The 22,898-nt window shown below is 65.7% G+C and carries 19 protein-coding genes; 4 read left to right on the top strand and 15 right to left on the bottom strand.

What is annotated here, in order from left to right; genetic code table 11:
• Nucleotides 1-146 precede the first annotated feature (146 nt).
• From QCE48_RS06895 to QCE48_RS06885, 3 genes are all read right to left on the bottom strand, one after another.
• A complete protein-coding gene (locus QCE48_RS06895) occupies nucleotides 147-290 on the bottom strand; it encodes a hypothetical protein (protein WP_309785556.1) in 144 nt (47 codons plus the stop codon).
• Between the two features lie 303 nt (nucleotides 291-593).
• Nucleotides 594-1,838 carry a class I SAM-dependent methyltransferase gene (locus QCE48_RS06890; RefSeq protein WP_309785557.1) on the bottom strand — a complete coding sequence of 415 codons (1,245 nt, stop codon included), beginning with the start codon at nucleotides 1,836-1,838 and terminating at the stop codon, nucleotides 594-596.
• A gap of 463 nt (nucleotides 1,839-2,301) precedes the next feature.
• The gene (locus QCE48_RS06885; RefSeq protein WP_309785558.1) at nucleotides 2,302-4,659 is read right to left on the bottom strand and encodes an AsmA family protein; all 2,358 of its coding nucleotides are present in this window, start codon (nucleotides 4,657-4,659) and stop codon (nucleotides 2,302-2,304) included.
• A 122-nt stretch (nucleotides 4,660-4,781) separates the two neighbouring features.
• On the opposite strand from QCE48_RS06885, the gene QCE48_RS06880 reads away from it, so the two are divergent.
• Both QCE48_RS06880 and QCE48_RS06875 read left to right on the top strand, forming a co-directional pair.
• The gene (locus tag QCE48_RS06880) at nucleotides 4,782-5,528 is read left to right on the top strand and encodes an ATP-binding cassette domain-containing protein (protein WP_309785559.1); all 747 of its coding nucleotides are present in this window, start codon (nucleotides 4,782-4,784) and stop codon (nucleotides 5,526-5,528) included.
• The gene (locus QCE48_RS06875) at nucleotides 5,525-6,325 is read left to right on the top strand and encodes an ABC transporter permease (RefSeq protein ID WP_309785560.1); all 801 of its coding nucleotides are present in this window, start codon (nucleotides 5,525-5,527) and stop codon (nucleotides 6,323-6,325) included. Before QCE48_RS06880 ends, QCE48_RS06875 begins: the two co-directional genes overlap by 4 nt.
• Before the next feature lie 75 nt (nucleotides 6,326-6,400).
• Here QCE48_RS06875 and QCE48_RS06870 read toward each other — a convergent pair whose 3' ends face one another.
• The 11 genes from QCE48_RS06870 to QCE48_RS06820 form a co-directional block, all read right to left on the bottom strand.
• Nucleotides 6,401-6,874 carry a VOC family protein gene (locus QCE48_RS06870; RefSeq protein ID WP_309785561.1) on the bottom strand — a complete coding sequence of 158 codons (474 nt, stop codon included), beginning with the start codon at nucleotides 6,872-6,874 and terminating at the stop codon, nucleotides 6,401-6,403.
• 34 nt (nucleotides 6,875-6,908) lie between these two features.
• Nucleotides 6,909-7,379 carry a VOC family protein gene (locus tag QCE48_RS06865; protein WP_309785562.1) on the bottom strand — a complete coding sequence of 157 codons (471 nt, stop codon included), beginning with the start codon at nucleotides 7,377-7,379 and terminating at the stop codon, nucleotides 6,909-6,911.
• 148 nt (nucleotides 7,380-7,527) lie between these two features.
• Nucleotides 7,528-9,468, bottom strand: coding sequence for a response regulator (locus tag QCE48_RS06860; protein ID WP_309785563.1), 1,941 nt, complete (start codon nucleotides 9,466-9,468; stop codon nucleotides 7,528-7,530).
• Between the two features lie 124 nt (nucleotides 9,469-9,592).
• The gene (locus tag QCE48_RS06855; RefSeq protein ID WP_309785564.1) at nucleotides 9,593-10,057 is read right to left on the bottom strand and encodes a response regulator; all 465 of its coding nucleotides are present in this window, start codon (nucleotides 10,055-10,057) and stop codon (nucleotides 9,593-9,595) included.
• 9 nt (nucleotides 10,058-10,066) lie between these two features.
• Complete coding sequence (locus QCE48_RS06850) at nucleotides 10,067-12,472, bottom strand: ATP-binding protein (RefSeq protein WP_309785565.1); 2,406 nt, start codon at nucleotides 12,470-12,472, stop codon at nucleotides 10,067-10,069.
• Complete coding sequence (locus tag QCE48_RS06845; RefSeq protein ID WP_309785567.1) at nucleotides 12,469-13,077, bottom strand: biliverdin-producing heme oxygenase; 609 nt, start codon at nucleotides 13,075-13,077, stop codon at nucleotides 12,469-12,471. Before QCE48_RS06845 ends, QCE48_RS06850 begins: the two co-directional genes overlap by 4 nt.
• A gap of 275 nt (nucleotides 13,078-13,352) precedes the next feature.
• Nucleotides 13,353-13,655 carry a hypothetical protein gene (locus QCE48_RS06840; protein ID WP_309785568.1) on the bottom strand — a complete coding sequence of 101 codons (303 nt, stop codon included), beginning with the start codon at nucleotides 13,653-13,655 and terminating at the stop codon, nucleotides 13,353-13,355.
• Nucleotides 13,656-13,685: 30 nt separating this feature from the next.
• A complete protein-coding gene (gene ligD / locus QCE48_RS06835; RefSeq protein ID WP_309788249.1) occupies nucleotides 13,686-16,433 on the bottom strand; it encodes a DNA ligase D in 2,748 nt (915 codons plus the stop codon).
• 66 nt (nucleotides 16,434-16,499) lie between these two features.
• Complete coding sequence (locus tag QCE48_RS06830) at nucleotides 16,500-17,411, bottom strand: Ku protein (protein ID WP_309785569.1); 912 nt, start codon at nucleotides 17,409-17,411, stop codon at nucleotides 16,500-16,502.
• 405 nt (nucleotides 17,412-17,816) lie between these two features.
• A complete protein-coding gene (locus tag QCE48_RS06825) occupies nucleotides 17,817-18,386 on the bottom strand; it encodes a DUF6013 family protein (protein ID WP_309785570.1) in 570 nt (189 codons plus the stop codon).
• Nucleotides 18,387-18,546: 160 nt separating this feature from the next.
• Nucleotides 18,547-19,563 carry a zinc-binding alcohol dehydrogenase family protein gene (locus QCE48_RS06820; protein ID WP_309785571.1) on the bottom strand — a complete coding sequence of 339 codons (1,017 nt, stop codon included), beginning with the start codon at nucleotides 19,561-19,563 and terminating at the stop codon, nucleotides 18,547-18,549.
• A 117-nt stretch (nucleotides 19,564-19,680) separates the two neighbouring features.
• Between QCE48_RS06820 and QCE48_RS06815 the strand changes: the two genes are divergently transcribed.
• Nucleotides 19,681-20,637, top strand: a complete 957-nt coding sequence (locus QCE48_RS06815; protein WP_309785572.1) for a LysR substrate-binding domain-containing protein — start codon at nucleotides 19,681-19,683, stop codon at nucleotides 20,635-20,637.
• A gap of 36 nt (nucleotides 20,638-20,673) precedes the next feature.
• Here QCE48_RS06815 and QCE48_RS06810 read toward each other — a convergent pair whose 3' ends face one another.
• Entirely contained in the window at nucleotides 20,674-21,891 is a 1,218-nt protein-coding gene (locus QCE48_RS06810; protein ID WP_309785573.1) for a cytochrome P450, read from the bottom strand.
• Between the two features lie 155 nt (nucleotides 21,892-22,046).
• Between QCE48_RS06810 and serB the strand changes: the two genes are divergently transcribed.
• The gene (serB, locus tag QCE48_RS06805) at nucleotides 22,047-22,886 is read left to right on the top strand and encodes a phosphoserine phosphatase SerB (protein WP_309785574.1); all 840 of its coding nucleotides are present in this window, start codon (nucleotides 22,047-22,049) and stop codon (nucleotides 22,884-22,886) included.
• The last annotated feature ends 12 nt before the right edge of the window (nucleotides 22,887-22,898 follow it).

Below are 22,898 nucleotides of genomic sequence, written 5' to 3'. Positions count from 1 at the left end.
GCCGCCGTCCAGTGCGATGCGATTCGCGTACATTCCGCCGATCTGGCTCACGCCGATGGAAACGCCGGGCGCCGGGCCGTCGCCTGCAATGGACGTCCCGTTCAGCGTGGCTGAATGACCGCGGACGCGGCGAAAGCGGTTTGCCGCTATGAAAAAATCACAGGGTGTGATTTCTGCCCGCGCGCCGTCGTCTGTCCAGCGCCCTTTCCCGTTGTTGTCTCGGTTTTATCGACGGCGACGGGCATTTTTCTCAGACGGCCGAGCACCAGCCGGTAATTGTTCTTACTCATCAGGTTCGTTCGTTATGCTTAGTTGCAACAACCGACAAAATAGCGCCGGATGAAATCTTCAGGTTAGAACCGCTCCTCAATCGTGCACTTGATACAACGAATCATGGAGAATCGGAATTTCCTCATATAGTTTTGCCAAAACATGCCGCAACCCGAACAGGCGAAAAAAAGCCCGCGCGTGGCGGGCAAAGAAGCTTTCGCATACGAGAATCGATGCAGCGAAGGCTTATGTGACTGTCCGATGCTCGACCGGCGACGTCATATGAGTCACCAGCCGCCTTTCATACGCACCCACGCATCACCTCAAAGCTTCTTCACAACGAATTCGATACCGCATTCGGCGAATGCGGTGCGCGTCTGATCGAAGCGCGGAAGTCCCGGCAGAAAACCTTGAGTCAGGCGCTCGACCTTTTCGATGCTGACTTCGCCATCGAACCCTTGAAGCATGTCCAGCACGTTGACCGAAACCGGCGACCAACTCCGGTGCTTGAACATCGTGAACGTGTGCTTATGGTCGCCGTTGAACGTGGACGGCCAGACGCCCTGCTCGTACATGTCCTCATCCGGGACCGTGACGACGAGATGTCCGCCGGGCGTGAGCACGCGCAGCCACTGCTGGACCGCCGCGCGCGGCTGCATCACATGTTCGAGGCAATGCGCCGAATAGACGAAGTCGAATTGCTCGTCGCCCACGTTCGCGAGGAACTGCGCGTCGCCCTGCGCCCAGTCGTAGACCGTCACGCTGCCCATACGCGGAAACAGGCTGCGGTACAGGCCGATGCTGTCCGGCCCGCCACCGATATCCAGGCCGTTGCCCACCAGCCAGCGATTGCTGAAGCGCGCGTCGTGCATGCGTCGATTGATCGACATGCACGTCGTACCGGGCACGCCAAGATGCAGGATATTGGGACTGGTCCGGTCGCCGGGACGCACCCATTTCGTCAGGTCGCACGCGCCCCACGCCAACGGCCAGAGCACCGCAAAGCCCGTTTCTTCCGCATGCCAGTGAACGCTGTGCGTGGTGTGATAGCTTTCGAGCAACGCGACGAATTCGGTTTCCTTGTGAAACGCGTTCTCGACCGCGTCGGGCAACGGCCCGAACGCCACGTCGAAATCGCGTCGATAAATCCGCACGTCGTCGACGATCACCAGTGCATCATCCATTTTCCCGCGCAAAAGTTCGAGTTCGGCCAAGAGCGGCAGGCGTCGATCGGCGGGGCGGCCGGTGTCCGAGTAGCTTTCGCCGGCGTAGTCGGCGCCCGGATAGTGGGCGTCGAGAAAGACCAGGCAGCGGGAATCGCTCAGCGCACTGACCACGGACGGCGATCGCAGGAAGCTGAGGCTGTCGGCGTGCATGACCTGCACGCGCGCGCTGTGCTGCGCCTTCGCGAACAGCGGCTCGTTGATCTCGCACGACAGCGCCTGCGTAAAGCCGGCATCGAGCGCCGCGTTGCAAGACGTGCCCTGGCCGTAGCCCGTCTCGATCAGGTGCGTCACGCGGTGTTCGGTGACGAGGCGGTTCAAAACGAAACGGGTCAGATTTCCCATGGTCGATGATGGCTTGGAGATTCGTTGTCGATGGTCGATAAAAGGCTGCGCGGCCACATGAAACCCGTGTCTGCGGAAACTCTTTAGGAATGCGTAGGGTAATACAGCGCTGCGCGCCACTATACGTGGCGCTGAAAATCGAACGTGAAAATGTGTGCTTCGACGAGTGGCGCACACGAGCGTGCGACGGGCTCCGCTCCGTCACCGTCGACGGACGCACGAAAAAGAAACGGCCGGCGGCGCGTTGGCGGCGCCGGGCCGCCCCCCAGGCCGAAAAACAAGTGTCGGGAGTCCCCCCGGGGCAACACCCCGGGTACGGCGCCCCCGGGGGCCCCCCCCGCGCGGGCGCGGGGCCCCGCCCGGCCCCCGGCCCGGCCCCCCCCAAACACACCCGGCCGGCGCCGCTTGCGCGTCGCCGGCCGTCAGCCATGCCAGAATCAGAAGTGTCGGAAGTCCCGCGTGCTCAACTCCCCTTGTACTGCGCCGCGCTCGCAGGCGACGGGCTCGCCGGCGCGGGCGCCTTCGGTGCCGATGCGCGCGCCGCATCCGACGACATATACGCCGGCGCCGCTTTCGCCTTCTGTTGCTGGCCCGCGGCCGGCGCGCTCGGCGCATTGCGCATGTCGGTGAGCATCTGCTGGCAAGGCAGCGGCTTGTTGTTGCTCGGCGCGATAAGCGGAATCAGCGCGGCGAACGGGTTGATCAGCCCGAGGCCCACCGCCGCCGCGCCGCGCACCGCGAGCGCGCCCGCGTTCACGCCCACGTGCGGGTCCTTGAACGTGCCCTTCACATAGAGCGGCGAGCGCAGCGAGAACACGCGAAAGCCCTTCGTATGCGGATGGATCGCGAGATCCATTTCCTCGGTCTTCAGGTTGACGTTGCCATCCATGTTGATGACGGCATCGTCGGTATCGAGCGCGAACACGCGCGATTCCAGCACGCCGTTGGTCGCGACGAAATCCGCCGCCGCGCAGTTGATCCTCACGTCGCGCTTGCCGAAGAGCTTCTCGTACACGACGTTCGCCACATTCAGCCCCGCCGCTTCCATGTAAAGACGGCTGACCGTGCCATCGGTGATGAGCGCCTTCACTTCGCCGTTCGAGGTCGCCGCGAGCGCCGCGGGCGAGTTGCCGGTCGCCGAGAGCGCCGCGTCGCCGTTCACTTCGCCGAGCGCCGACTGCATCGTCTTCACGTTCGGGAAAAGCTGTCTCAGCTTCAGATGCCGGGCCTCGGTCGAGACGCGGCCCTTCAGCGGCGTCGTGCTGCCGTCGAGGTGAATGTTCGACGCAAGGGAGCCGCCCGCCACGCCGAACTTGAGCGGTTCGAGCGAGAGCACGCCGTCCTTCATCACGACGTGCGTGTAGAGATCGGTGATCGGCAGGTCCGGGTCCTTGATGATGCGGCGGCCCGTGAACTTGACGTCGGTATCGATGGCCTTCCAGCGGTCGGTCTTGAACTCTTCGGTCGGCAGCGCCTTCGCCGACGGCTGTTTCTTCTCCTCGCCGCGCTTGACCTTGCTCGCGTTCGAATCGGCGCCGATGATCGGCGCGAGATCGGAGAACTGCAGCAGATGCGAAACCAGTTCGCCCGACAAAAGCGGCCGCGGCTGTCGTCCCGCGTAGACGAGCGAGCCGTTGATGTCGCTGCCGCCCACGCGGCCCGTGAAGTTCTCGTACTTGAAGACGTTGCCTTCCTTCTTGAACTGCCCGACGAGCCGGCCTTCAGTTGCATACGGTGGCGTCTCCGGCAGCGTGACGCCTGTGATCGGATAAAGATGCGCCATGCTCACGCCTTGCAGCCAGAGCCGCAGGTCGAGCGCCGCGAGATGCGCCGGATCGGTGACAGTGCCCACGAGCGCGATATGCGTGTCGCCGACGCGCACGTCCGCCTGCACGGGGAACGGCCGCGCGGCGTCCTGTATCGCCAGCACGCCGCCCACCTTGCCCTCGCCCGACACGGCCGTCTTGTTGTAGGTGCCCCTAACCGTCCAGCCGATGCCATACGGGGGCACCGGCGGCTTGGGACCGTTCTTCGTCGTGATGCTGTTGCCCGCCGACGTGCTGGCGGGATTCGCCGGCGCCGCACTCGCCGCGGCCGCGGCTGACGCCGCCGAGGCCGCCGACGCCTCGGAAGCGGCCTCGGCGCTCGCCTGCTTGTCGAGTTTGCCCGCGCCGCTCTTGCCGACCACCTCCGCCGACGACTTGCGCGACGCCTCTTCCTGCTGCTTCATGGCCTCGCCGATCGGCACCGGCTGACCAAGCGTATCGACGACCGCCTGCATGTCGGCTTTCGTGACCTCGTCCGAAAAGGCGATCGCGCCTTTCGCGAACGCGACGTCATGCAGCTTGAGATTCCACGTCGACGGCTCGGTCGACTGCTGGAACTTGAACGTCCAGTTGTTGCGGTTGTCCTTCAGGCGTTCCAGATCGATCGACGGATTGACCAGGTTGATGGTCGGAATCACGATGTCGTGCGCGAGGAGCGGCAGGAGCGCGACCTGAAAGTCGATTTCGTCGAGCGTCGCGAAATATTGCTGTTTCGCCCAGTCCGGGTTCGCCACCGTGATTTTTTGCGCGGTGAAGCGCGGCCACGGCACCCAGCGCTTCCAGCCGGTTTCGCTCGGCGGGCGCGCCCAGCCGAGTTTGAGATCGCCGGTAATGTGGAATTGCCGGCCGATGGCCTGCGACACCTTGTCGTCGACCCACGGCCGCGCGCGATTCCAGTCGAAAGTCAAAAAGACGACTACGATCACCGCGATCAACAGCGCCAGAATGGCGAAGAACCATGCAACGATTTTTCCGATTTTCCGGCCTTGCGCCATGACGGCTCCAACATTTTTTCTAGTTGCGTTCGGCGCAGCATGTAGCGTGCCCGCTTTGCGCGTCGCCCCGCGCTCTGGCGATTCGCTTTAAGATCGCTCGCCAGTCCCCACACACCATCGACATGCCCAACCCGCAGCAGGCTTTCGACGCCTTACCAGAGACGCCGTCGCGCGACGCGCGTGCCGCGCTGATCGCCGCATGCGGCGTCGAGCGGCGCGACCCCGTGCGCCGGGCGATCCTGCTCCATCCGACCGACTTCGTCCTGCGCGAAGGCGATCGCGCGGTGATCACGGGTCCGTCCGGCTCTGGCAAGAGCGTATTCCTGCGCACGCTCGCGCTGCTCGATCCGCTCGATGCCGGGCAGATTCTCTGGCGCGGCGAGCCCATCGCGCGCGCGCGCGTGCCGGCGTATCGGCGGCGAGTCGCGTATATCGCGCAGCGGCCCGCGATGCTCGACGGATCGGTCGAGGACAATCTGCGCTATCCGTTCGGGCTGAAGGTCTACCGCGATCTGCATTTCGATCGCGCGGCGGTCGCGCGGCTCGCGGCGGCCGCAAGCCGCAGCGACGATTTCCTCGACAAACGCGCGAGCGAGCTGTCCGGCGGCGAGGCGCAGATCGCGGCGCTGATCCGCGTCCTGCAACTCGCGCCCGACGTGCTCCTGCTCGACGAGCCGACCGCATCGCTCGATCCGGACTCCGCGCGAGAAATCGAGGCGCTTGTTGCCGCGTGGTCGGCCGAAGCGCCGGCTCGCGCGAGCATCTGGATCTCGCACGATCCCGCGCAGGCACGGCGCGTCGGCGACCGGCAACTGACGATGGTCGCGGGCACGCTGGCCGAAGCTTTGTCGCATGAGGGCACGCCATGAGCGGCTATCAGAACCTGAGTCTCTTCGACATCGCGCTGGCAGCGGCGCTGATCGTCGTGAACGGGGCGCTCTCGGTGGCGCTCAGGCTCGATCTGGAGCGCAAGCTCGCGTGGGCGGCGGTGCGCACGGTCGTGCAACTGCTTCTGATCGGCTATGTGCTCGGCTGGGTGTTCGAATTCGACCGCTGGTACGTCGTGCTCCCGCTGATGGCCGTGATGACGCTGATCGCCGGTGTCTCCGCCTCGAATCGCGGACGGCGTACCTACGCCGGGCAGCGCGCCGACAGCATCGCGTCGATCTGGGCGAGTTCGTGGCTGGTCGGCGCGTTCGGGCTTTTCGTCGTGATCCGGATTCATCCGTGGTACGAGCCGCAATACGCGATTCCGATTCTCGGCATGATCCTCGGCAACACGCTGACGGGTGTGTCGCTCGGCATCGAGCGGATGACCGAGGAGCTGACTGCCGGGCGCGGCGCGGTCGAGATGTCGCTTGCGCTCGGTGCGACGCGCTGGGAAGCGGCGCAAGGCCCGGCGCGGCAGGCGGTGCGCGCGGGCATGATTCCGACGCTCAACCAGATGGCGGTGGTCGGGCTCGTCAGCCTGCCGGGGATGATGACCGGGCAGGTGCTCGCGGGACAGTCGCCGCTGCAGGCGGTGCGTTATCAGATCGTGATCATGTTTTTGATCGCGGCGTCTTCGGCGCTGGGGACGGTCGGCGCGGTCGTGCTCACGTATCGGCGGCTGTTTTCGCCGGAGCATCGGTTTATCGCGGGGAAGCTGGTGGAGCGCAAGAAGTAGGACGCCGCACAGAATGAAGCGTGCGTGCAGCGTGCCTCGAACGTCCGCGTCAGCCAGCCGGCCGACGCGAACCGCTCATTCCCCTCGATAAGCCTTTTCCAGCGCGGCGATATCCAGCTTGATCATCGTCCGCATCATCTGCATGGTCCTTGCCGCCTTCACCTTGTCCTCGTCCTGCAGCATCCCCAAGAGCTTGCGCGGCGCGATTTGCCACGTCACGCCGAACCGGTCGGTCAGCCAGCCGCACGCCATCGGCGAGCCGCCTTCCAGGAGCTTGTCCCAGTAGCGATCGATCTCGTCCTGCGTCTCGCACTTCACGAAGATCGAAATGGCCGGCGTAAACGAGAAGTTCGGCCCCCCGTTCAGCGCGATGTATTCCGAGCCCAGCAACTCGAATGTCACGGTCAGCACGCTGTCCGCCGGCCCCGGTCCGGCTTCGCCATGAAGCATCGTCTCGCGGATGCGCGAATCGGGAAAGATGCCGGTGTAGAACTTCGCCGCTTCTTCGGCATTTCCATCGAACCACAGGCACGTTGCGATTTTCTGCATGAAACCTCCTATGTAAGGTTCGCGTTACCCGACTTCACTGACTGCCCATCTTCGACATCGCTTCCTGAATCTGCGCGGGCGTGACGTCGCGCGTATGCGTCGCGACCGACCAGCGATGTCCGAACGGGTCTTCGATCTGGCCGTAGCGGTCGCCCCAGAACATGTCGGCGACGGGCATCGTCACCTTGGCACCGGCCGCGACCGCCTGCGCGACGGCGGCATCGACGTCTTCGACGTACAGATGAATCGTGACGGGCGATCCCTTGAGCGTCTTCGGCCCGAGCGCGCCGCAATCGGTCATTTCGTCGACGAGCATCAGGGTCGAATCGCCGATGGTCAGCGACGCGTGCATCAGCTTGCCGCCCGGACCGGGCAGCCGCACCATTTCGACGGCATTGAACGCCTTGACGTAGAAATCGATGGCCTCGGCGGCGCCCGCGCACACGAGATGCGGGGTCAGCGAGTGCATGCCTTCGGGAATCGGTTTGACGGCGGATGTGGACATGACGGCGGCTCCTTGGCTTGAGGATCAGAGGTGTACGTCGGATGAACCGGATCGCGCCTGGCCCGTTTGCCGGGCGCTCCACCCCTACGACGATCAAGCCGCTGCCGAATCGACAGTCGCCGCGCAAAATTCCGCGGCGCGGGACGCGTCACTCGCTCGCTGGTTTCTGTGCGAGCAAATGGATCAGCGCTTCGAGCCGCGCGAAATTCACGGGCTTGGTCAGATGATCGTCGAAGCCGGCCTCGCGGCAGCGCCGGATGTCCTCGTCCATGCCGTATCCGGTGATCGCAACGGACGGCTTGCCCGGCTGCAGGTCCTGCCACGCGCGCGCGACATCAAGGCCGCTGCCGTCCGGCAAACCGATATCGGACACGAGCAGATCGAACGAATCGCTTTTCGCCAGCGCGAGCGCCTCGCCGACCGTCGACGCGACGGCCACCTGATGCCCCAGCACTTCGAGCACCTCGGCCATCGCCGACGACGTGTACTCGTTGTCCTCGACGAGCAGCACCTTGAGCGAGCGACCGGCGGCGTTCGGCTCCGCCGTGGCGTTCGGCGAACTCTCGTGCTCCGGCTCGGCTTTCACGAGCGGCAGCGTGAGCGTGAAGCGCGCGCCCTTGTCGCGGCCCTCGCTCTGCGCGGTCAGCGTGCCGCCGTGCTTCTGCGCGAGCGTGCTGGCGATCGCGAGACCGAGCCCCAGGCCGCCGAACGCGCGCGTGATCGAATCGTCGGCCTGCTCGAACGCCGAAAAGATGCGCGGCAGCGCCTCGGCGCTGATGCCGATGCCGCTGTCCGCGACCGACACGGCGATCGTCGACGCGTCCGGGTTCCACGTGCGCACCTCGATGCGTCCATCGGACGGCGTGAACTTGACCGCATTCTTCATCAGGTTCCAGACGATCTGCTGCAGGCGCGCGGCGTCGCCGAGCACGAGCGAGCCGCCCGCCTCGAAGCGCGTGTCGAGCGACAGCCCCTTCGCGCGCAGATCGGACACGGACATGTCGAGCGCGCTCGTCATCAGCGTATCGAGCACGACGTGGGTGAAATTGAGGCTCAGCTTGCCGCGCGCGATGCTCGTGAGATCGAGCAGATCGTCGATCAGGCGCGCTTCCAGTTCGACGTTGCGGCGAATCAGATCGAGCGTGGGCAACGCATCGTCGGCCAGCTGGCGCTTCATTTCCAGGAGGCGCACGGCGGCGAGGATTGGTGTGAGCGGCGTGCGCAGTTCGTGCGACAGCACCGCCAGAAAGTGATCCTTGGCGCGGTTCGCCGTCTCGGCCTGCTCCTTCGCGAGCCGCAATGCGTCGGCGGCCATGTGGGCTTCGGTCGCGTCGCGGATGATCTTCGAAAAGCCGATCAGCTCGTGGCTCTCGGTGCGGATCGCGGTCGTGACACCCGAGGCGAAGAACGAATGGCCGTCCTTGCGCCACAGCCAGCGGTCGTCGCTTGCGCTGCCCTCGCGCCGCGCGGTGGCGAGCTCCTCCTCGAACACGCCCGCCTCGCGGTCTTCCGGGCTCAGGAAGACGCTCGCCGAGCGGCCGACGACGTCCTGCGCCGGATATCCCAGGATGCGCTCCGACGCCGCGTTCCACGTGCGGATGCGCCCTTCCGGATCGAGCGTGATGACGGCATAGTCCTTGAGCGCGTCGACGAGCAGGCGAAAGTGCGTCTCCGTTTCGCGCAGCACGCGCTCCACCGCGATGCGCTGCTGGCGTTCCGCAGCCTCGCGCATCGCGCGCCGCACGACGGCAGGCAGCCGTTGCAGGCGCTGCTTCAAGACGTAGTCGGTCGCGCCGCGCTTGAGCATTTCCACCGCGTGCTCTTCGCCGAGCAGTCCCGACACGAAGATGAAGGGCGTGTCCGGCGCGCGCTCCATCGCGAGCGTCAGCGCTTCGATGCCCGAGAACGTCGGCATCACGAAATCGGCGAGGATCACGTCGAACCGCGTCGATTCCAGCTGCGCGACGAAATTGACTTCGTCATAGACGATCTGCGCCTCGACGGCGTAGTCGGCGCGTTCGAGCTGGGCAAGCGTCAGCTCCGCATCGAGCGCGTTGTCTTCGACGAGAAGCAGGTGCAGGGGCTGCATGTTCTAGACGGCCCCGCCGGTCGGCGCGCAGGCGGCGGACCGCATCGCCGGCCGATGCAGGTGCTGCTTTCGCGCAAGGTTTCGCAAGGTCATACGCGGGGTCTTTCGCAACGTGATCGTGGGGTCATTCGCTCGCGCTCGGACGCCGAAAGCGCGTCGAGCCCGGCGGCGGTTCGTTCAGCACGGCCCAGAATACGCCCAGATCGGCGATCGCTTCGACAAATTCGGAAAATTCGACGGGCTTCACCACATACGCATTCACGCCGAGCTCGTAGCTGCGCACGAGATCCTGCTCTTCGCGCGACGACGTCAGCATCACGACCGGAATGCTCTTGAGCGACGCGTTGCCGCGGATCGTCTCCAGCACTTCGAGGCCGTCGATCTTCGGCAGTTTCAGGTCGAGCAGGATCACGGCGGGGTTGCCCGGCACGCGCTCTTTCCACGCGCCGGCGCTCGTCAGGTAGTCGATGGCTTCCTGGCCGTCGCGCGCGATGATCACTTCGTTCGCGAGCTGGCTCTTGTCCAGCGCGACGAGCGTGAGCTCCAGGTCGTTGGGGTTGTCTTCGACAAGAAGAATGGGTTTGAGCATGGTCGAGTTTTACGATTGTGCAGATGCTGCCGGTGCAGCGGGCGGCGTGCGGCGCGCGCCCGGCTCCGTCCTGAATACGAGTGGCAAAGAAAAATAGAACGCCGCGCCGCCGCCGACGCTGCCGTCGGCCCAGGTGCGGCCGTCGTGACGTTCGATGATGCGCCGCACGTTCGCCAAGCCGATGCCGGTGCCGTCGAACTCTTCCGCGCGATGCAGGCGCTGGAACACGCCGAACAGCTTGCCGACATATTTCATGTCGAAGCCGACGCCGTTGTCGCGCACGCAGACGATGTGTTCGGTCGCCGTGGTGTCCGCGAATATCTCGATTTTCGCCGATTCGCGCGTGCGCGTATATTTCACCGCGTTCGACACGAGGTTGCGCATCGCGAGTTGAAGGAAGGTGGCGTCGGCGGTGACGCTCGGCAGCTTGCCGATCACCCATTCCACGTCGCGCCCGGCCGTGTCCGGCGCGAACTCACCGACCACCGAGCTCACCAGCTGATTCAGGTCGACCGAGGCGGGTCGGAGCGCCGCGCGGCCCATCTGCGAGAACGTCAGCAGGTCGTCGACGAGCGTGCCGGCAAAACGCGCGGACTGCAGCATGTTGTTAAGAAAACGCAGGCTGCGCTCCGACATCCGCTCGCCTTCCTGTTCGCGCAGCAGGTCGCCGTATCCCGCGATGTGCCGCAGGGGCGCGCGCAAGTCGTGCGACACCGAATACGAGAACGCTTCGAGTTCCTTGTTCGCGCGCGTGAGTTCGGTCGCGAGCTGCGCCATTTCCTCGGCGCGCCGCAGCACGATATTGAGCATCGCCGCCCGAAACTCGCTCGCGATCTCGATCTCGACGGGGCGCCATTTCATCGAGTGATTGTGGATGGTTTCCAGCCACGGCGTGAAGTCGGTGCGCGGCGCGTTGCTGCCGTCCGCGGCGCGCAGCTTGACCGGCTCGCCCGCCCACTCGATCGTGCGCGTCACTTCCGGCCGGAACCACAGCAGGTAGTTGCGGAAGATCTGCGAGACCGGCACGGCGAGCACGCCGCACGCGGTATCCGTATGCTGCACGGCGCGCGGCCAGACGAGCGGCAGCGCGTCGGTGGCGTAGACGCCCGACGTGTTCGCGGCCAGCCACTGCGTGAGCGCGAGCACGGCATCCGCATCGGGCGTCGCGCCGATCAGCGTCACCGCGTCGTCGACGACGATCGCCGCCCCGCCCGACGACGCGAAGCACATCATGTCCTCCGGCACCGAGCGCAGACCTTCGACGAAGCTGTCGTGCTCGCCCATCGTGCCGATGAGGCGCGCCATCGTGCGCCGCAGGCTCAGCAGATAGCTGCTCTCCGCGCGCTCCTCCTTCGCCTCGATCTGCAGCGAGAGGATGTGCCCGAGATGCTCGACCGCCATGCGCACTTCGAACGGCACGAGCCGCGGATCGTGGTCGTGGCACGAGATGAGACCCCACAACTGCCCGCGCACGACGATCGACACCGACATCGACGCATACGTGCCCATGTTGCGCATGTACTCCAGGTGCACGGGCGAAAAGCTGCGCAGCGTCGCGTAGGTGAGATCGGTCGGGCGGCCGGTGACCGGATTGATCGGCGGGACGAGGCGCGCGGGCGCGTAGTCGACGTTCGCGACGAGCCGGATGCGGTTGCGCAGATAAAGCGCGCGCGCCTGGCGCGGGATGTCGGAGGCCGGAAAGAACTGGTTGAGAAACGAGGCATAGCTTTCGTCGCGGTCTTCGGCGAGCACGTGGCTTCGGCCTTCCTCATCGAAGCGATACAGCATCACGCGCCCGAAGCCTGTGATCGCGCGCACCTCGTGCACCGCGAGACGCGCGAGTTCCGCGACCGTCGCGACGTCCTGCAGGCTGCGCGTGAAGGTGCGCACGAGCGGATACATCGACGCGAACACGTCGTCGTCGGCGTGACGCGCGACTTCCAGCTCGACGATCAGGTTGCCGTCGTGCCGGTGCATCGTCACGTCGAATTCGGCGCCTTCGCTATCGCGTGTCGCAAGCTGCGCGGAGTGCGGCGCATGCAGCGGATTTTCGACGATGCCGAGATAGAGCGGCGCTTCGTCGAGTTGCGCCGTCGTGGCGGCGTGCGCGAGCCGCTCGGCGGTCGCGCGTCCGAGCAAGGCCTCGACCGGCTCGCCGAGCCAGGTTTTAACCGGCTTGCCCGTGAGCGTTGCGAGGTTGTCGCTTGCCTGCAGGATGCGCAGATCGTCGGACACCGCGAGCAGGTAGCCGTGCGGCTGGATGCCGCCTGGAACGTGGATCGGCTCGGCATCGCAATCGCCGTTCGCGACGCCCGATTCGAGCGTGCGGCGTCGTGCGTCGGCATCGGGCGGCGGCGAGAAGCGCCGGGCGTCCGCGTTCGGCTTGTTCGACGGCGCACCCGGGTCCGCGCTCATGCGCTGGCTCCCGACTCGATACGCGTTCCCGCGAGCCACGCGTGCAGCCCGTCGAACGTCGCGATGGCGGCCTCGATGGCGTCGTCGTGCTGGCCGGGCGCAACGCTCGCGGCGGCCGTCTCGCGAAACGTATTCCACATGCTGCCCGTGCGCGCGCCATAACCGTCGAAGTACGCGTTGCCTTCGCCGTTCGCGAGACCGAAGAGGCGTGCGACATGCGGCGCGATGAAGCGGCCGCCGAGCGTCGAGCCTTCCATCACGTACATCGATCCAAATACGCGGCCGAGTCCGTCGAGCGCGGGAAGATCGGCATCGGGATCAGCGAGCGGCACGGTGTCGGCACGGCGGTCGTCGCCCGTCAGCACGCAGAGGTCGGCGGCAAGCAACGCGGCCTTGCGGCGCGCGTCGAAGAATTCGCGCAGATGCGCGGGCATCCGGTTGCCCGCCGCGTTCTCCCAGACGGCGACATAGCCGAAGAACCGTTCAAGCAGCGCGACATAGTCATCGCGCGACCAGTCGTCGCGCATGAGGTCGAGTGCGTTCTCCAGCCGCGTATGACACGCGGCGGTTTCATGTTTGAGACGGGCCAGGAGATCGTATTGCATGTTCCATTCGGTTTCGGCGTCCTCCCGCGAAGCGGGGGCACCGGGTTATTGCGTGAGGCGCGGGCGGGGTCGTTCGATACATCGATGCAGTCACAAAGCAGTGCGACCGCATCGCGAATAAGAGATTCCCCGTCGGTATCGCTTACCGGGGAAGCGCGGCTCGAACGCTCCCCGGCCGGTATAAATGTCAGCTTCCGCTGTGCCTTATCGGTGAAGCGCGCGTGGCCGCGTGTTGCGAATCATTTTACGCAACGATGCCGGCCTTTGCCACGCGCTCAGGTTCCCTTCGGGCCCTTGTCCGGGCTGTTCACGTTTGCGTGCTCGTCGCGCTGGGTCTGCTTCTGGTACTCGTCGCCGCCGCGCCGGTCGGTGTCGACGAGCCCCCGCTCGACATCGCGATGCGCCTGCTCGCCGACTTCGCGCGTGCCTTCTTCATGCTGCGATTCCGGACTCTGATCGGCTTCGTGCGGCAGCGGCGCGTCACGGGCGTCGTCGCGCTTCTGCTGATTCGCATCGCGGCTTTCCAGTTCGCGGCCGTGGTCGGTCACGCCTTTGGGTTCATTCGTCGACTGCTTCATTCGACCCTCCTGTCCTTTCGGGTTGACGTCTCATTTGCCTTCTATGCCGAGACGCTTTTTCATCGCGACGGTCAGGCGCTGGCGCTTCTTGCCGTAGCCTGCCCAGGGATCGGCCCGAAGCGAATCGAGCCGCTCGCGCACGTTGCCGATGTTCCACTGGTCGCCGCTTTTCACCTCGTCGAGTTCGTTCCAGTCGATGGTCACCGATGCGCCCATTCCCGGCCGCGCGCGCAGCGAGAACGCCGCGACCGTGCTGGAGCCGCGGTTGTTGCGCAGATAGTCGATGAAGATTTTGCCCTTCCTGTTCTGCATTCCCATCTTCGCGGAGAAGAGCTTCGGCAGCGTGCTCGCCATGTGCTGCGCGACCGCCTGCGAGAAGCCTTTGACCTCGTCCCAGCCCGCCTGCTTCGCGATCGGCACGACCACGTGCAGGCCCTTGCCGCCGCTTGTCTTGCAGAACGCCTCGAGCCCGAGTTCGCCGAGCAGTTCCTTCGTCAGCCGCGCGGCCTCGATCATGCGCTCCCAGCCGACGCCCTCGCCCGGATCGAGATCGAACACCATGCGGTCGGGCTTCTCGATCGACGATGCGAGCGCGTTCCACGTGTGCAGTTCGACCGTGCCCATCTGCGCGGTGCCGACGAGCGCCCCGACCGATTCGATCGTCAGGAGCGGCGGGTGTCCGGGATCGATGCCCTCGTGCTGCGTGATGTGGGGGATCGCGAGTTTCGCGCTGTGCTTCTGGAAGAACAGTTCGCCGGCGATATCCTCGGGCGCGCGCACGAGCGACACCGGGCGATCCTGCAGATGCGGCAGCATCGCGTCCGCGACCGACTCGTAGTAGTTCACGACGTCGATCTTGCGGATGCCCGCCGACTTGTCGATCACGCGCTCGGGGTGGCTGATCTTCACGCCGGCGACGGAACTCGCGTCCTTCGACGGCGCGGTCTTCTTCGCGGCGGCTTTCTTGACAGCGGTCTTTCTCGCCGGCTTCGCCGTCTCTTCGGCTGCCTGCTCTTCGACTTGCCCGGCCGGCTTCGGCTCTTCCCTGACGATCTGCCGCGCCGGCTTGTCGCTGCGCAGGCTGACGAACGATGCTTGCCTCACGATGCGCTCCTTGGTCCATTCAGCGAAATTACACTCCGCGACCAGCTCGGGCTTGACCCAATGCACGCGCGTGCGGCTCCTTTCCACGGGCTCGCGCGCGAACGGCATCTTGCCGGTTTCGCGTTTGTCGAGTTCCTGCTTGATCTCGCGCAGCATCGACTGATCGAAGCCGCTGCCGACGCGCCCCGCATACTGCAGCTTGCCGCTCGCATCGTGGACACCGAGCAGGAGCGCGCCGAAGTGTCCGCGGCTGCCCGACGGCTCGGAGTACCCGCCGATCACGAATTCCTGGCGGCGCCGGCACTTGAGCTTGATCCACGCGCTGCTGCGGCCCGACAGGTACGTGCTGTCGACGCGCTTGCCGATGATGCCTTCGAGCGCCATGTCGCATGCGCTTTTCAGCAGGTCGTCGGGCCTGAACGCGAAGTCGTCGGAGAAGCGCAGCACGGGATCGTCGACGGGTTCGATCAGCGCCTTAAGGATCGCGCGCCGCTGCACGAGCGGCACCTGACGCAGGTCGTAGCCATTCAGGAACGGCACGTCGAACCAGTAGACGACGATATCCTGCGGACGGCCCGCGTCGAATGCGTTCTGCAGCGCCTGGAAGTCCGGCAGGCCGCGATCGTCGAGCACGACGGCTTCGCCGTCGAGCCAGCCGCTGTCGATCTCCAGTTTGTCGAGCGCCTTCACCTGCCGGCTAAATTTCGCGGTCCAGTCGTTGCCGTTGCGTGTCCATATCTGCACGCCACCCGAAGACGACGCCGACCGGTCGATGCGCGCAAGCACGCGATAGCCGTCGAACTTGATCTCGTAGGACCAGTCGTCGCCGTGCGGCGCGGCATCGACGAGCGTGGCGAGCTGCGGCTTGAGCGTCGCGGGCAGCTTCGCTTTGACCGCGCCTTCGACCGACGGCTCGTGCGCGAGCGTGCGCAGCGACTCGGCATTGCGATTCGCGACGATGTCGGGACGGTCGTCCTTCGCCGGCTTCTTCGACGCTTTCGCCGCGGTCTTTTTCGCGGGCGCCTTGCGTTCGGTGCGCGCGATGATTTCGCCCTTCTCGTTGCGCGCGCCGAGCGAGTCGGTGAGCACGCTGCCGGGCTTCTTCAGGAGGATGTCGTAGTCGGCTTCGGCGCGCGCATCGTCGTCGCGTTCCTTGATGAGGAGCCACTGTTCCTTGTCGCCGTTGCCGCGCATGTGGCTGCGCACGAGCGTCCAGCCGCCGTGCAGCTTTTCGCCGTCGAGCCTGAACTTCAGCTTGCCCTTCTCATACGATTCGAGCGCTTCGCGGATCGTGCCCGATTGCGGTTCCCACGTTCCGCGATCCCATACGATCACACTGCCGGCGCCGTAGTTGCCTTCGGGAATCTCGCCTTCGAAGGAGCCGTAGTCGATCGGATGATCCTCGACGTGCACCGCAAGCCGCTTAACAGATGGATCGAGGCTCGGTCCCTTTGGCACGGCCCACGACCTGAGCGTGCCGTCGAGTTCGAGACGGAAGTCGTAATGAAGGCGCCGTGCGTCGTGTTCCTGGATCACGAACGACAGCGCTTTCGACTGCGCGGGTGCCTTCTTCGTGGCCGCCTTTTTTGCTGCCGCCTTGGCCGCGCGGCCCGACGGCTCGGGCGTGTCGTCGAAGCGGCGCTTGCGCTGGTAAGTGTCGAGTTTTCCGGGCATCGCAGTCGTGTGCTGTCGTTCTTCGGTGATCGTGATGTCGTCGCGGTGGCCGCGCACGCGCGACGTTCAGGCGCGCTTGCGGCGCGTCGTCTTGCGGGCAGGACGCGCGGGCGCTTCCTCGCCGCTTTCGTCGTTGCCCTCGTCTTCGCCTTCATCGGCGGAGGCGCCGCGCTTTGCGGGCTTGCCCTTCTTCAGGCTGCGCTTGAGCAGTTCGGACAGGTCGAGAATATCCGCCGACGATGGGCGCTCGCCCGACTCGTGCACTTCCGCGACTTCGGCCGTCTTGCCTTCGCGCACCTTCTTGTCGACGAGCGCCATGATGTCGTCGCGGAACGTGTCGTGATATTTCGCGGGGTCCCAGCTATCGCTCATGTCTTCGATCAGGCGCTTCGCCATCTCCAGTTCCTTCGGCGTGACGCCGGCCTTCTTGGTGTCCTCGTCGGGGAACTTGAACTGACTGAAATCGCGCACTTCGTCGGCCCAGCGCAGTGTTTCGAGCGCGAGCGCGGGACCGACCGGAATCAGCGCCGCCAAATGCTGCTTGTTGTGCAGCACGACGCTTGCAATGCCGATCTTGCCGCTGTCCTTGAGCGCATCGCGCAAGAGCGCATACACCTTCTCGCCCTTGCGATCGGGCGCGAGGTAATACGGCGTGTCGAGCGAGAGGAACGAGATGTCGGGCGCATCGATGAAGGCGAGGATATCGACCGTCTGCGTCGATTCGGGATTCGCCGAGCGGATCTCGGCGTCGCTCATCACGACGTACTTGCCCTTTTCGTACTCGAAGCCGCGCACGATGTTGTCGCGCGTGACTTCCTTGCCGGTGTTCTTGTTGATCTGCTTGTAGCCGATGGGGTCCATCGAGCGCTTGTCGAGCAGATTGAAGCCGACTTTCTCCGACTGCGTCGCCGGATAGAGTTGCACGGGCACGTGGACCAGCCCGAAGCTGATTGCGCCTTTCCAGATCATGTGCGGCATCGCGATTCCTCGCTCGAACCTGACTCGGTGCGCGTTGGGGTTGAGAAGCTTGCGGCCTCGCGTCGTCTCGAATAGCGGCGCTCATCGGTGCCCGCAGGAAACATGCCAGATGCCGGGCCGCGTGGGGTTTGCGCCGGGCGCGGCGTCAGCGGGCGATGGGGCCGACGTTGGACATGATCGTGCGATGGCGAGCGAGCCGTTAGGCGATGCCGGGCTGTAAGGATTGCCGCGATGAGGCATTTTTCACCGGATCGAGCGTCGGCGAGGGATTTGAGCCGAGGTCCTGGAGGCAGGTTTGAAAATCTGTGAAAGCGGTGCGGCGTGCCGGTCGCGGGGTCGACACGCTTCGACCGTTAGTTGCGTATGTGCTCCGGGACGACGCCCCGCGCATCGCCGATCGAACCGCTATTTGCGTGCTGCGCTCACCGTCAACTGAGTGCCATCGGACAACGTGACGGTCTTCGAGCCGCCTGTCGTCGGCATCGAGAATCGCACGATCTGGCTCAGGCGCTGCTCGACCGGACATTGCAGCGCCTTGCCGCTCACCATCACCTTGTTCGTGCCGCTCGGCGCGCGCGCCTGGAAGCTCAGCTGAACGTTGGCCGAACCGTTGTCGCCGACCACCGATGCAAAGCGGATCTGCACCTGCCTGACCGCCGCGCCTTCGGCATTGCGAGCGAGGCCCGAGGCGCCGGGACAGTCGTCGGGGACCGCCTTCGCCCCGCCGGGCGCAGCGCTCTGCCAGGTGAAGTCGTCGGTCTGGCCCGAGCGGATGGTGCGCGTTTCCTGCTGGTTGCCGTAGGTTTTCGACGCCATCTTGACCGTGTACTTGATCGGTCCGTCATTGGACGCACCGTCCTGGACCTTGATGCCGGGGGTCGCGTTGACGGCCGGCGTGCACACGCCGAGCGCCGCACCGAGTGCGAGCGCCGCGATGCCGGTTCGAAAGCGACAGACGTTCAGACGACGGTTCATGCCGGCACCTCCGAGTGGGTCGTCGACGCGAAACCAGCGAGGTGCGGTAAGCGCCTGGCCGGATCGCACGCGAGCCGATCCAGTCTAGCGCGGCGCACGTCCGGCGGGCTTAGGGAAAACCCGCGCGCGCCGCGGGCGTCGTCACGTCGCTTTGCGGCGGTCAGAAGCCGGTCAAAACCAGCTTGCCGATCGCGCGCCCTTCTTCCAGCAGCCGGTGCGCCTCGCGCAGATTCGCGGCGTCGATCCGTCCGAGATCGCGGCCGAGCGTCGTCGTCAGCGTGCCTGCGTCGATCAGTCGCGCCACTTCCGAGAGCAGCTTGTGCTGCTCGATCATGTCCGGCGTGCCGAACATCGAGCGCGTGAACATGAACTCCCAATGAAACGCGGCGCTTTTCGCTTTCAGGAGGGCGATGTCGAGCGGCCCGCTGTTCTCGACGATCGTGCAGATTCCGCCCTGCGGCTTGATGACCTGCGCCGCGGCCGGGAAATGCTTGTCGGTGTCGTTGAAGATCAGCACGTAGTCGACCTCGGCGAAGCCTGCCGCCTCGAGTTGCTTCGGGATGTCTTCGAAATGATTGACGATGTGATCCGCGCCCAGCTCCGTTGCCCATTTCGCCGACTCGGGCCGCGATGCGGTCGCGATCACCTTCAGCTTCGCAACCTTCTTCGCGAGCTGGATGCCGATCGACCCGACGCCGCCCGCGCCGCCGACGATCAGCACCGACTTGCCCTCGTCCGCGCCTTGTGCAGACACGTTAAGGCGCTCGAAGAGCGCTTCCCACGCGGTGATGGTCGTGAGCGGGAGCGCCGCCGCGTGCGTGAAATCGAGCGACTTCGGCTTCGCGCCGACGATGCGCTCGTCGACCAGATGAAATTCGCTGTTCGCGCCCTGCCGCGTGATGCTGCCCGCGTAGTACACGGCGTCGCCGGGCTTGAAGAGCGACGCCTCCGGGCCGACCGCCTCGACGACGCCCGCCGCGTCCCAGCCGAGCACCCGCGGCGTGTCTTCGACCTTGTCCTTCGGCGCGCGGACCTTGGTGTCGACCGGATTGACCGCGATCGCCTCGATTCTGACGAGCAGATCGCGGCCGGTCGGCGCGGGTTTGTCGAGTTCGATGTCGATCAGCGCTTCCGGATTCGAGATCGGAAGATAACGGGTCAGGCCGATGGCTTTCATGGTGGCTCCTTCAATGAACGTGCGAGGGTTTTGCAAAGCGTGGACCCGATGCTAAACCGATCCGCATCCAATGAAAACCGTCATAATCACTGAAACATTATTCGGAAAAACAAGCAAATGGCATCCGATTCCCCTTTCGACGACCCCGCGCGCGGCCGGCTCGATCTGCTCGACGTCGCGTTGTTCGTGCGCGCGGCGGCGCTCGCGAACGTGTCGTCGGCGGGACGCGAATTCGGTTTGTCCGCCGCGGCGGCGAGCGCGCGGCTCGCGGCGCTCGAACGCACGCTCGGCGCGCGGCTCCTGCATCGCACGACACGCCGCGTCAGCGTCACGCAGGAAGGCGAAGTCTTCGCGGCGCATGCGCGGCATCTGCTCGATGCGGCCGATGCCGCGCGCGCCTCGGTCGGCCGCGCGCTCGCCGAGCCGCACGGGCGGCTGCGCGTGACGATGCCCTCGTCGCTCGGACGGCAGCACGTTTCGCCGCTGATTCCCGCTTTTCTCACGCAATACCCGGGCGTTTCCGTCGAGTTGCGCCTGACCGACCAGCTCGTCGACCTGGTGGACGAAGGCATCGATCTCGCGATCCGCATCGGTGCGCTGAAGGATTCGACGCTCGTCGCGAGGAAGCTCGCGAGCAACCGGCGCGTGCTGTGCGCGTCGCCGGCGTATCTCGCGGCGCACGGCACGCCGCGCCATCCCGCCGATCTCGCTGAGCACGAATGCGTGATCCTCGCCGACCAGCGCGACTGGGGATTCGTCACGCCGACGGGCGTGATCGACGTGCGCGTGTCGGGGCGGCTCGTGACGGACAACGGCGAGGTGATTCGCGATGCGATCGCGGCGGGCTTCGGCATCGGACTCAAGTCGACGTGGAGCGTCGCGCCGCTCATCGCGAGCGGCGAACTCGTGACCGTGCTCGACGACTACCCGCTCGCCGAAACGGTCGCGATCTGGGCGGTGTATCCGAGCCGCGCGTTCGTGCCGCCGAAGACGCACGCGTTCATCGAGTTTCTCGCCGCGCGCTTCGGCGAACCGCCGTACTGGGACGCTGACCCCTCGCGCGTGATGCGCTGAAGCGCGGCATTGCGAATCGCGTGAATCGCGTGCGCGCTATTCGAGCGCGACCGGCGCGCTGACGAACCCGCGAAAACGAGCCCGAGGCGCGCGTTCGGGCGCGCCGTTCATGCGATAGCGCGAAAACCGCGCGACGAACCGGCCGATCGCGATGCGCGCCTCCAGCCGCGCGAGCGACAAGCCCGCGCACTGATGAATGCCGAAGCCGAATGCGAGATGCCGGTTGGGTTCGCGCGCGATGTCGAAGCGTCCGGGCGCCGCGAACTGCTCCGGGTCGCGATTCGCCGCGCCGATGCACAGCGTCACGGGCGTGCCGCGCGGCACCGGAACATCGCCGATCGTTGCATCCGCGACGGCGATCCGGTTGCCCAGCTGGTTCGAACTCTCGAAACGCAGACACTCTTCGATCGCGCTTTCGATGAGCGTCGGTTCCTGCTGCAGCCGGTCGCGCTCGCCCGGCCACGCGGCGAAGAGGACGAGCCCGTTGCCGATCAGGTTCGTCGTCGTCTCGTGTCCGGCGTTCAGAATGAAGATGCAGTTGTGCAGCAGTTCCGCTTCGTCGAGCCGCTCGCCGTCCGCTTCGCCTTGAATGAGGCGCGTCAGCACGTCATGCTGCGGATCGCCGGGACGCGCGCGCCGGCGCGCCACCAGCACTTGCAGGTAGTCGATGAACTCGCTCACCGCGCGATTGCCCCGCGCTTCCTGCTCCGCCGTGAGCGCGGGCTCCAGCGCGCCGAGAATCGCGAGCGACCATTCGCGCAGCGGTTCGCGCTCGTCGTGCGGCACGTCGAGCAGATTGCCGATCACCTCGACCGGAATCGCCGAAGCGAAATCGTCGATCAGATCGAACTGCCCGCGCGCCTCGCCGCGATCGAGCAAGCCGTCGACGAGCCGCACGAGCCCCGGTTCCATCGCGGCGATCGCACGCGCCGTCAGCGCGCCCGCGATCAGCCGGCGCACGCGCGTGTGGCGCGGCGCATCGTTGAAGACGAGGCTCGTCGTGTGATGCGCGTAGAGCGGCGTCGAGACGCCGTACTTCGGGCCGAACTCGACGGTCTTGTCGGAGCTGAACGACTTCGCGTCCCGATACACCGACTGAACGTCGCGATAGCGCGTGAGAAACAGCGACCCGTCGGGCATGCGCCGCACGGGCTCGTGCGTACGCAGCGCGTCGTAGACGGGGTACGGGTTCGCATAGAACGACGCGTCGAGGCGGCGCAGGTCGAAATCGCGTGCGAGGTCCGCGGGGTTCATCGCATCTCCTTATTCGACCGGAGCCAGCGCGCTGACGCTTGCCCGGGTCGCTTGGTTGAATTTTTGCCTTTGGCGCATCATAGCCGCGCCGCGCGCGGGAGCGCCATCGGTCGGCACCATTACAATGGATGCTTTCGCCTTCCCGCTTCGCGCCCATGAACCTCGTCGTCCAAAGCCCTTCCCCGATCGCCGATTCGCACCTCCGGCCGCTCGCCGCCCTCGCCCGCTCGTCGGAAACCGCGCGCGCCGACGACACGCTCGTGCGCTTCATCGGCGCCGATCCGCTGCAGCGTCCCGACATCGACGCCTATTGCGGCGCGCATCGGCTCGACTACGCGTTCGTCGCACCGGACGCGCGCCTCGCGGACTTCGGCCTCGTCGCGATGGACATGGACTCGACGCTGATCACGATCGAATGCATCGACGAAATCGCCGACTTTTGCGGACTGAAGGCGGAAGTCGCGGCGATCACGGAAGCGTCGATGCGCGGCGAGATCAAGGATTTCAACGAGAGCCTGACGCGCCGCGTCGCGCTGCTGAAGGGGCTCGACGCAAGCGCGCTGGAACGGGTGTACGACGAGCGGCTGCGCCTGTCGCCGGGCGCGGAGCGGATGCTGGCGGGCGCACGCGCCGCCGGACTGAAGACGCTGCTCGTCTCGGGCGGCTTCACGTTTTTCACGGAGCAGCTGAAGGCGCGGCTCGGCCTCGATTTCACGCGCGCGAACACGCTCGAAATCGTCGACGGGAAGCTGACGGGCAACGTGACCGGCGAGATCGTCAACGCGGAGGTGAAGGCGCGCATGCTCTCCGAAACCTGTGTGCAGATCGGCATCGATCCGGCGCGCGCCATCGCGATGGGCGACGGCTCCAACGATCTCAAGATGATGGCGCAAGCGGGACTGTCGGTGGCATTTCGCGCGAAGCCGGTGGTGCGCGAAGCGGCGAGCGTCGCGTTCAACTTCGTGGGACTGGACGGCTTGTTGCGGTTGTTCTGAGCGAACGTCGAG

The organism is Caballeronia sp. LZ024, assembly GCF_031451455.1.
In the GTDB taxonomy this organism is placed as follows: domain Bacteria; phylum Pseudomonadota; class Gammaproteobacteria; order Burkholderiales; family Burkholderiaceae; genus Caballeronia; species Caballeronia telluris.
The sequence above is the reverse complement of the archived record's forward strand: the minus strand, read 5'-3'. Positions and strand labels throughout refer to the sequence as shown.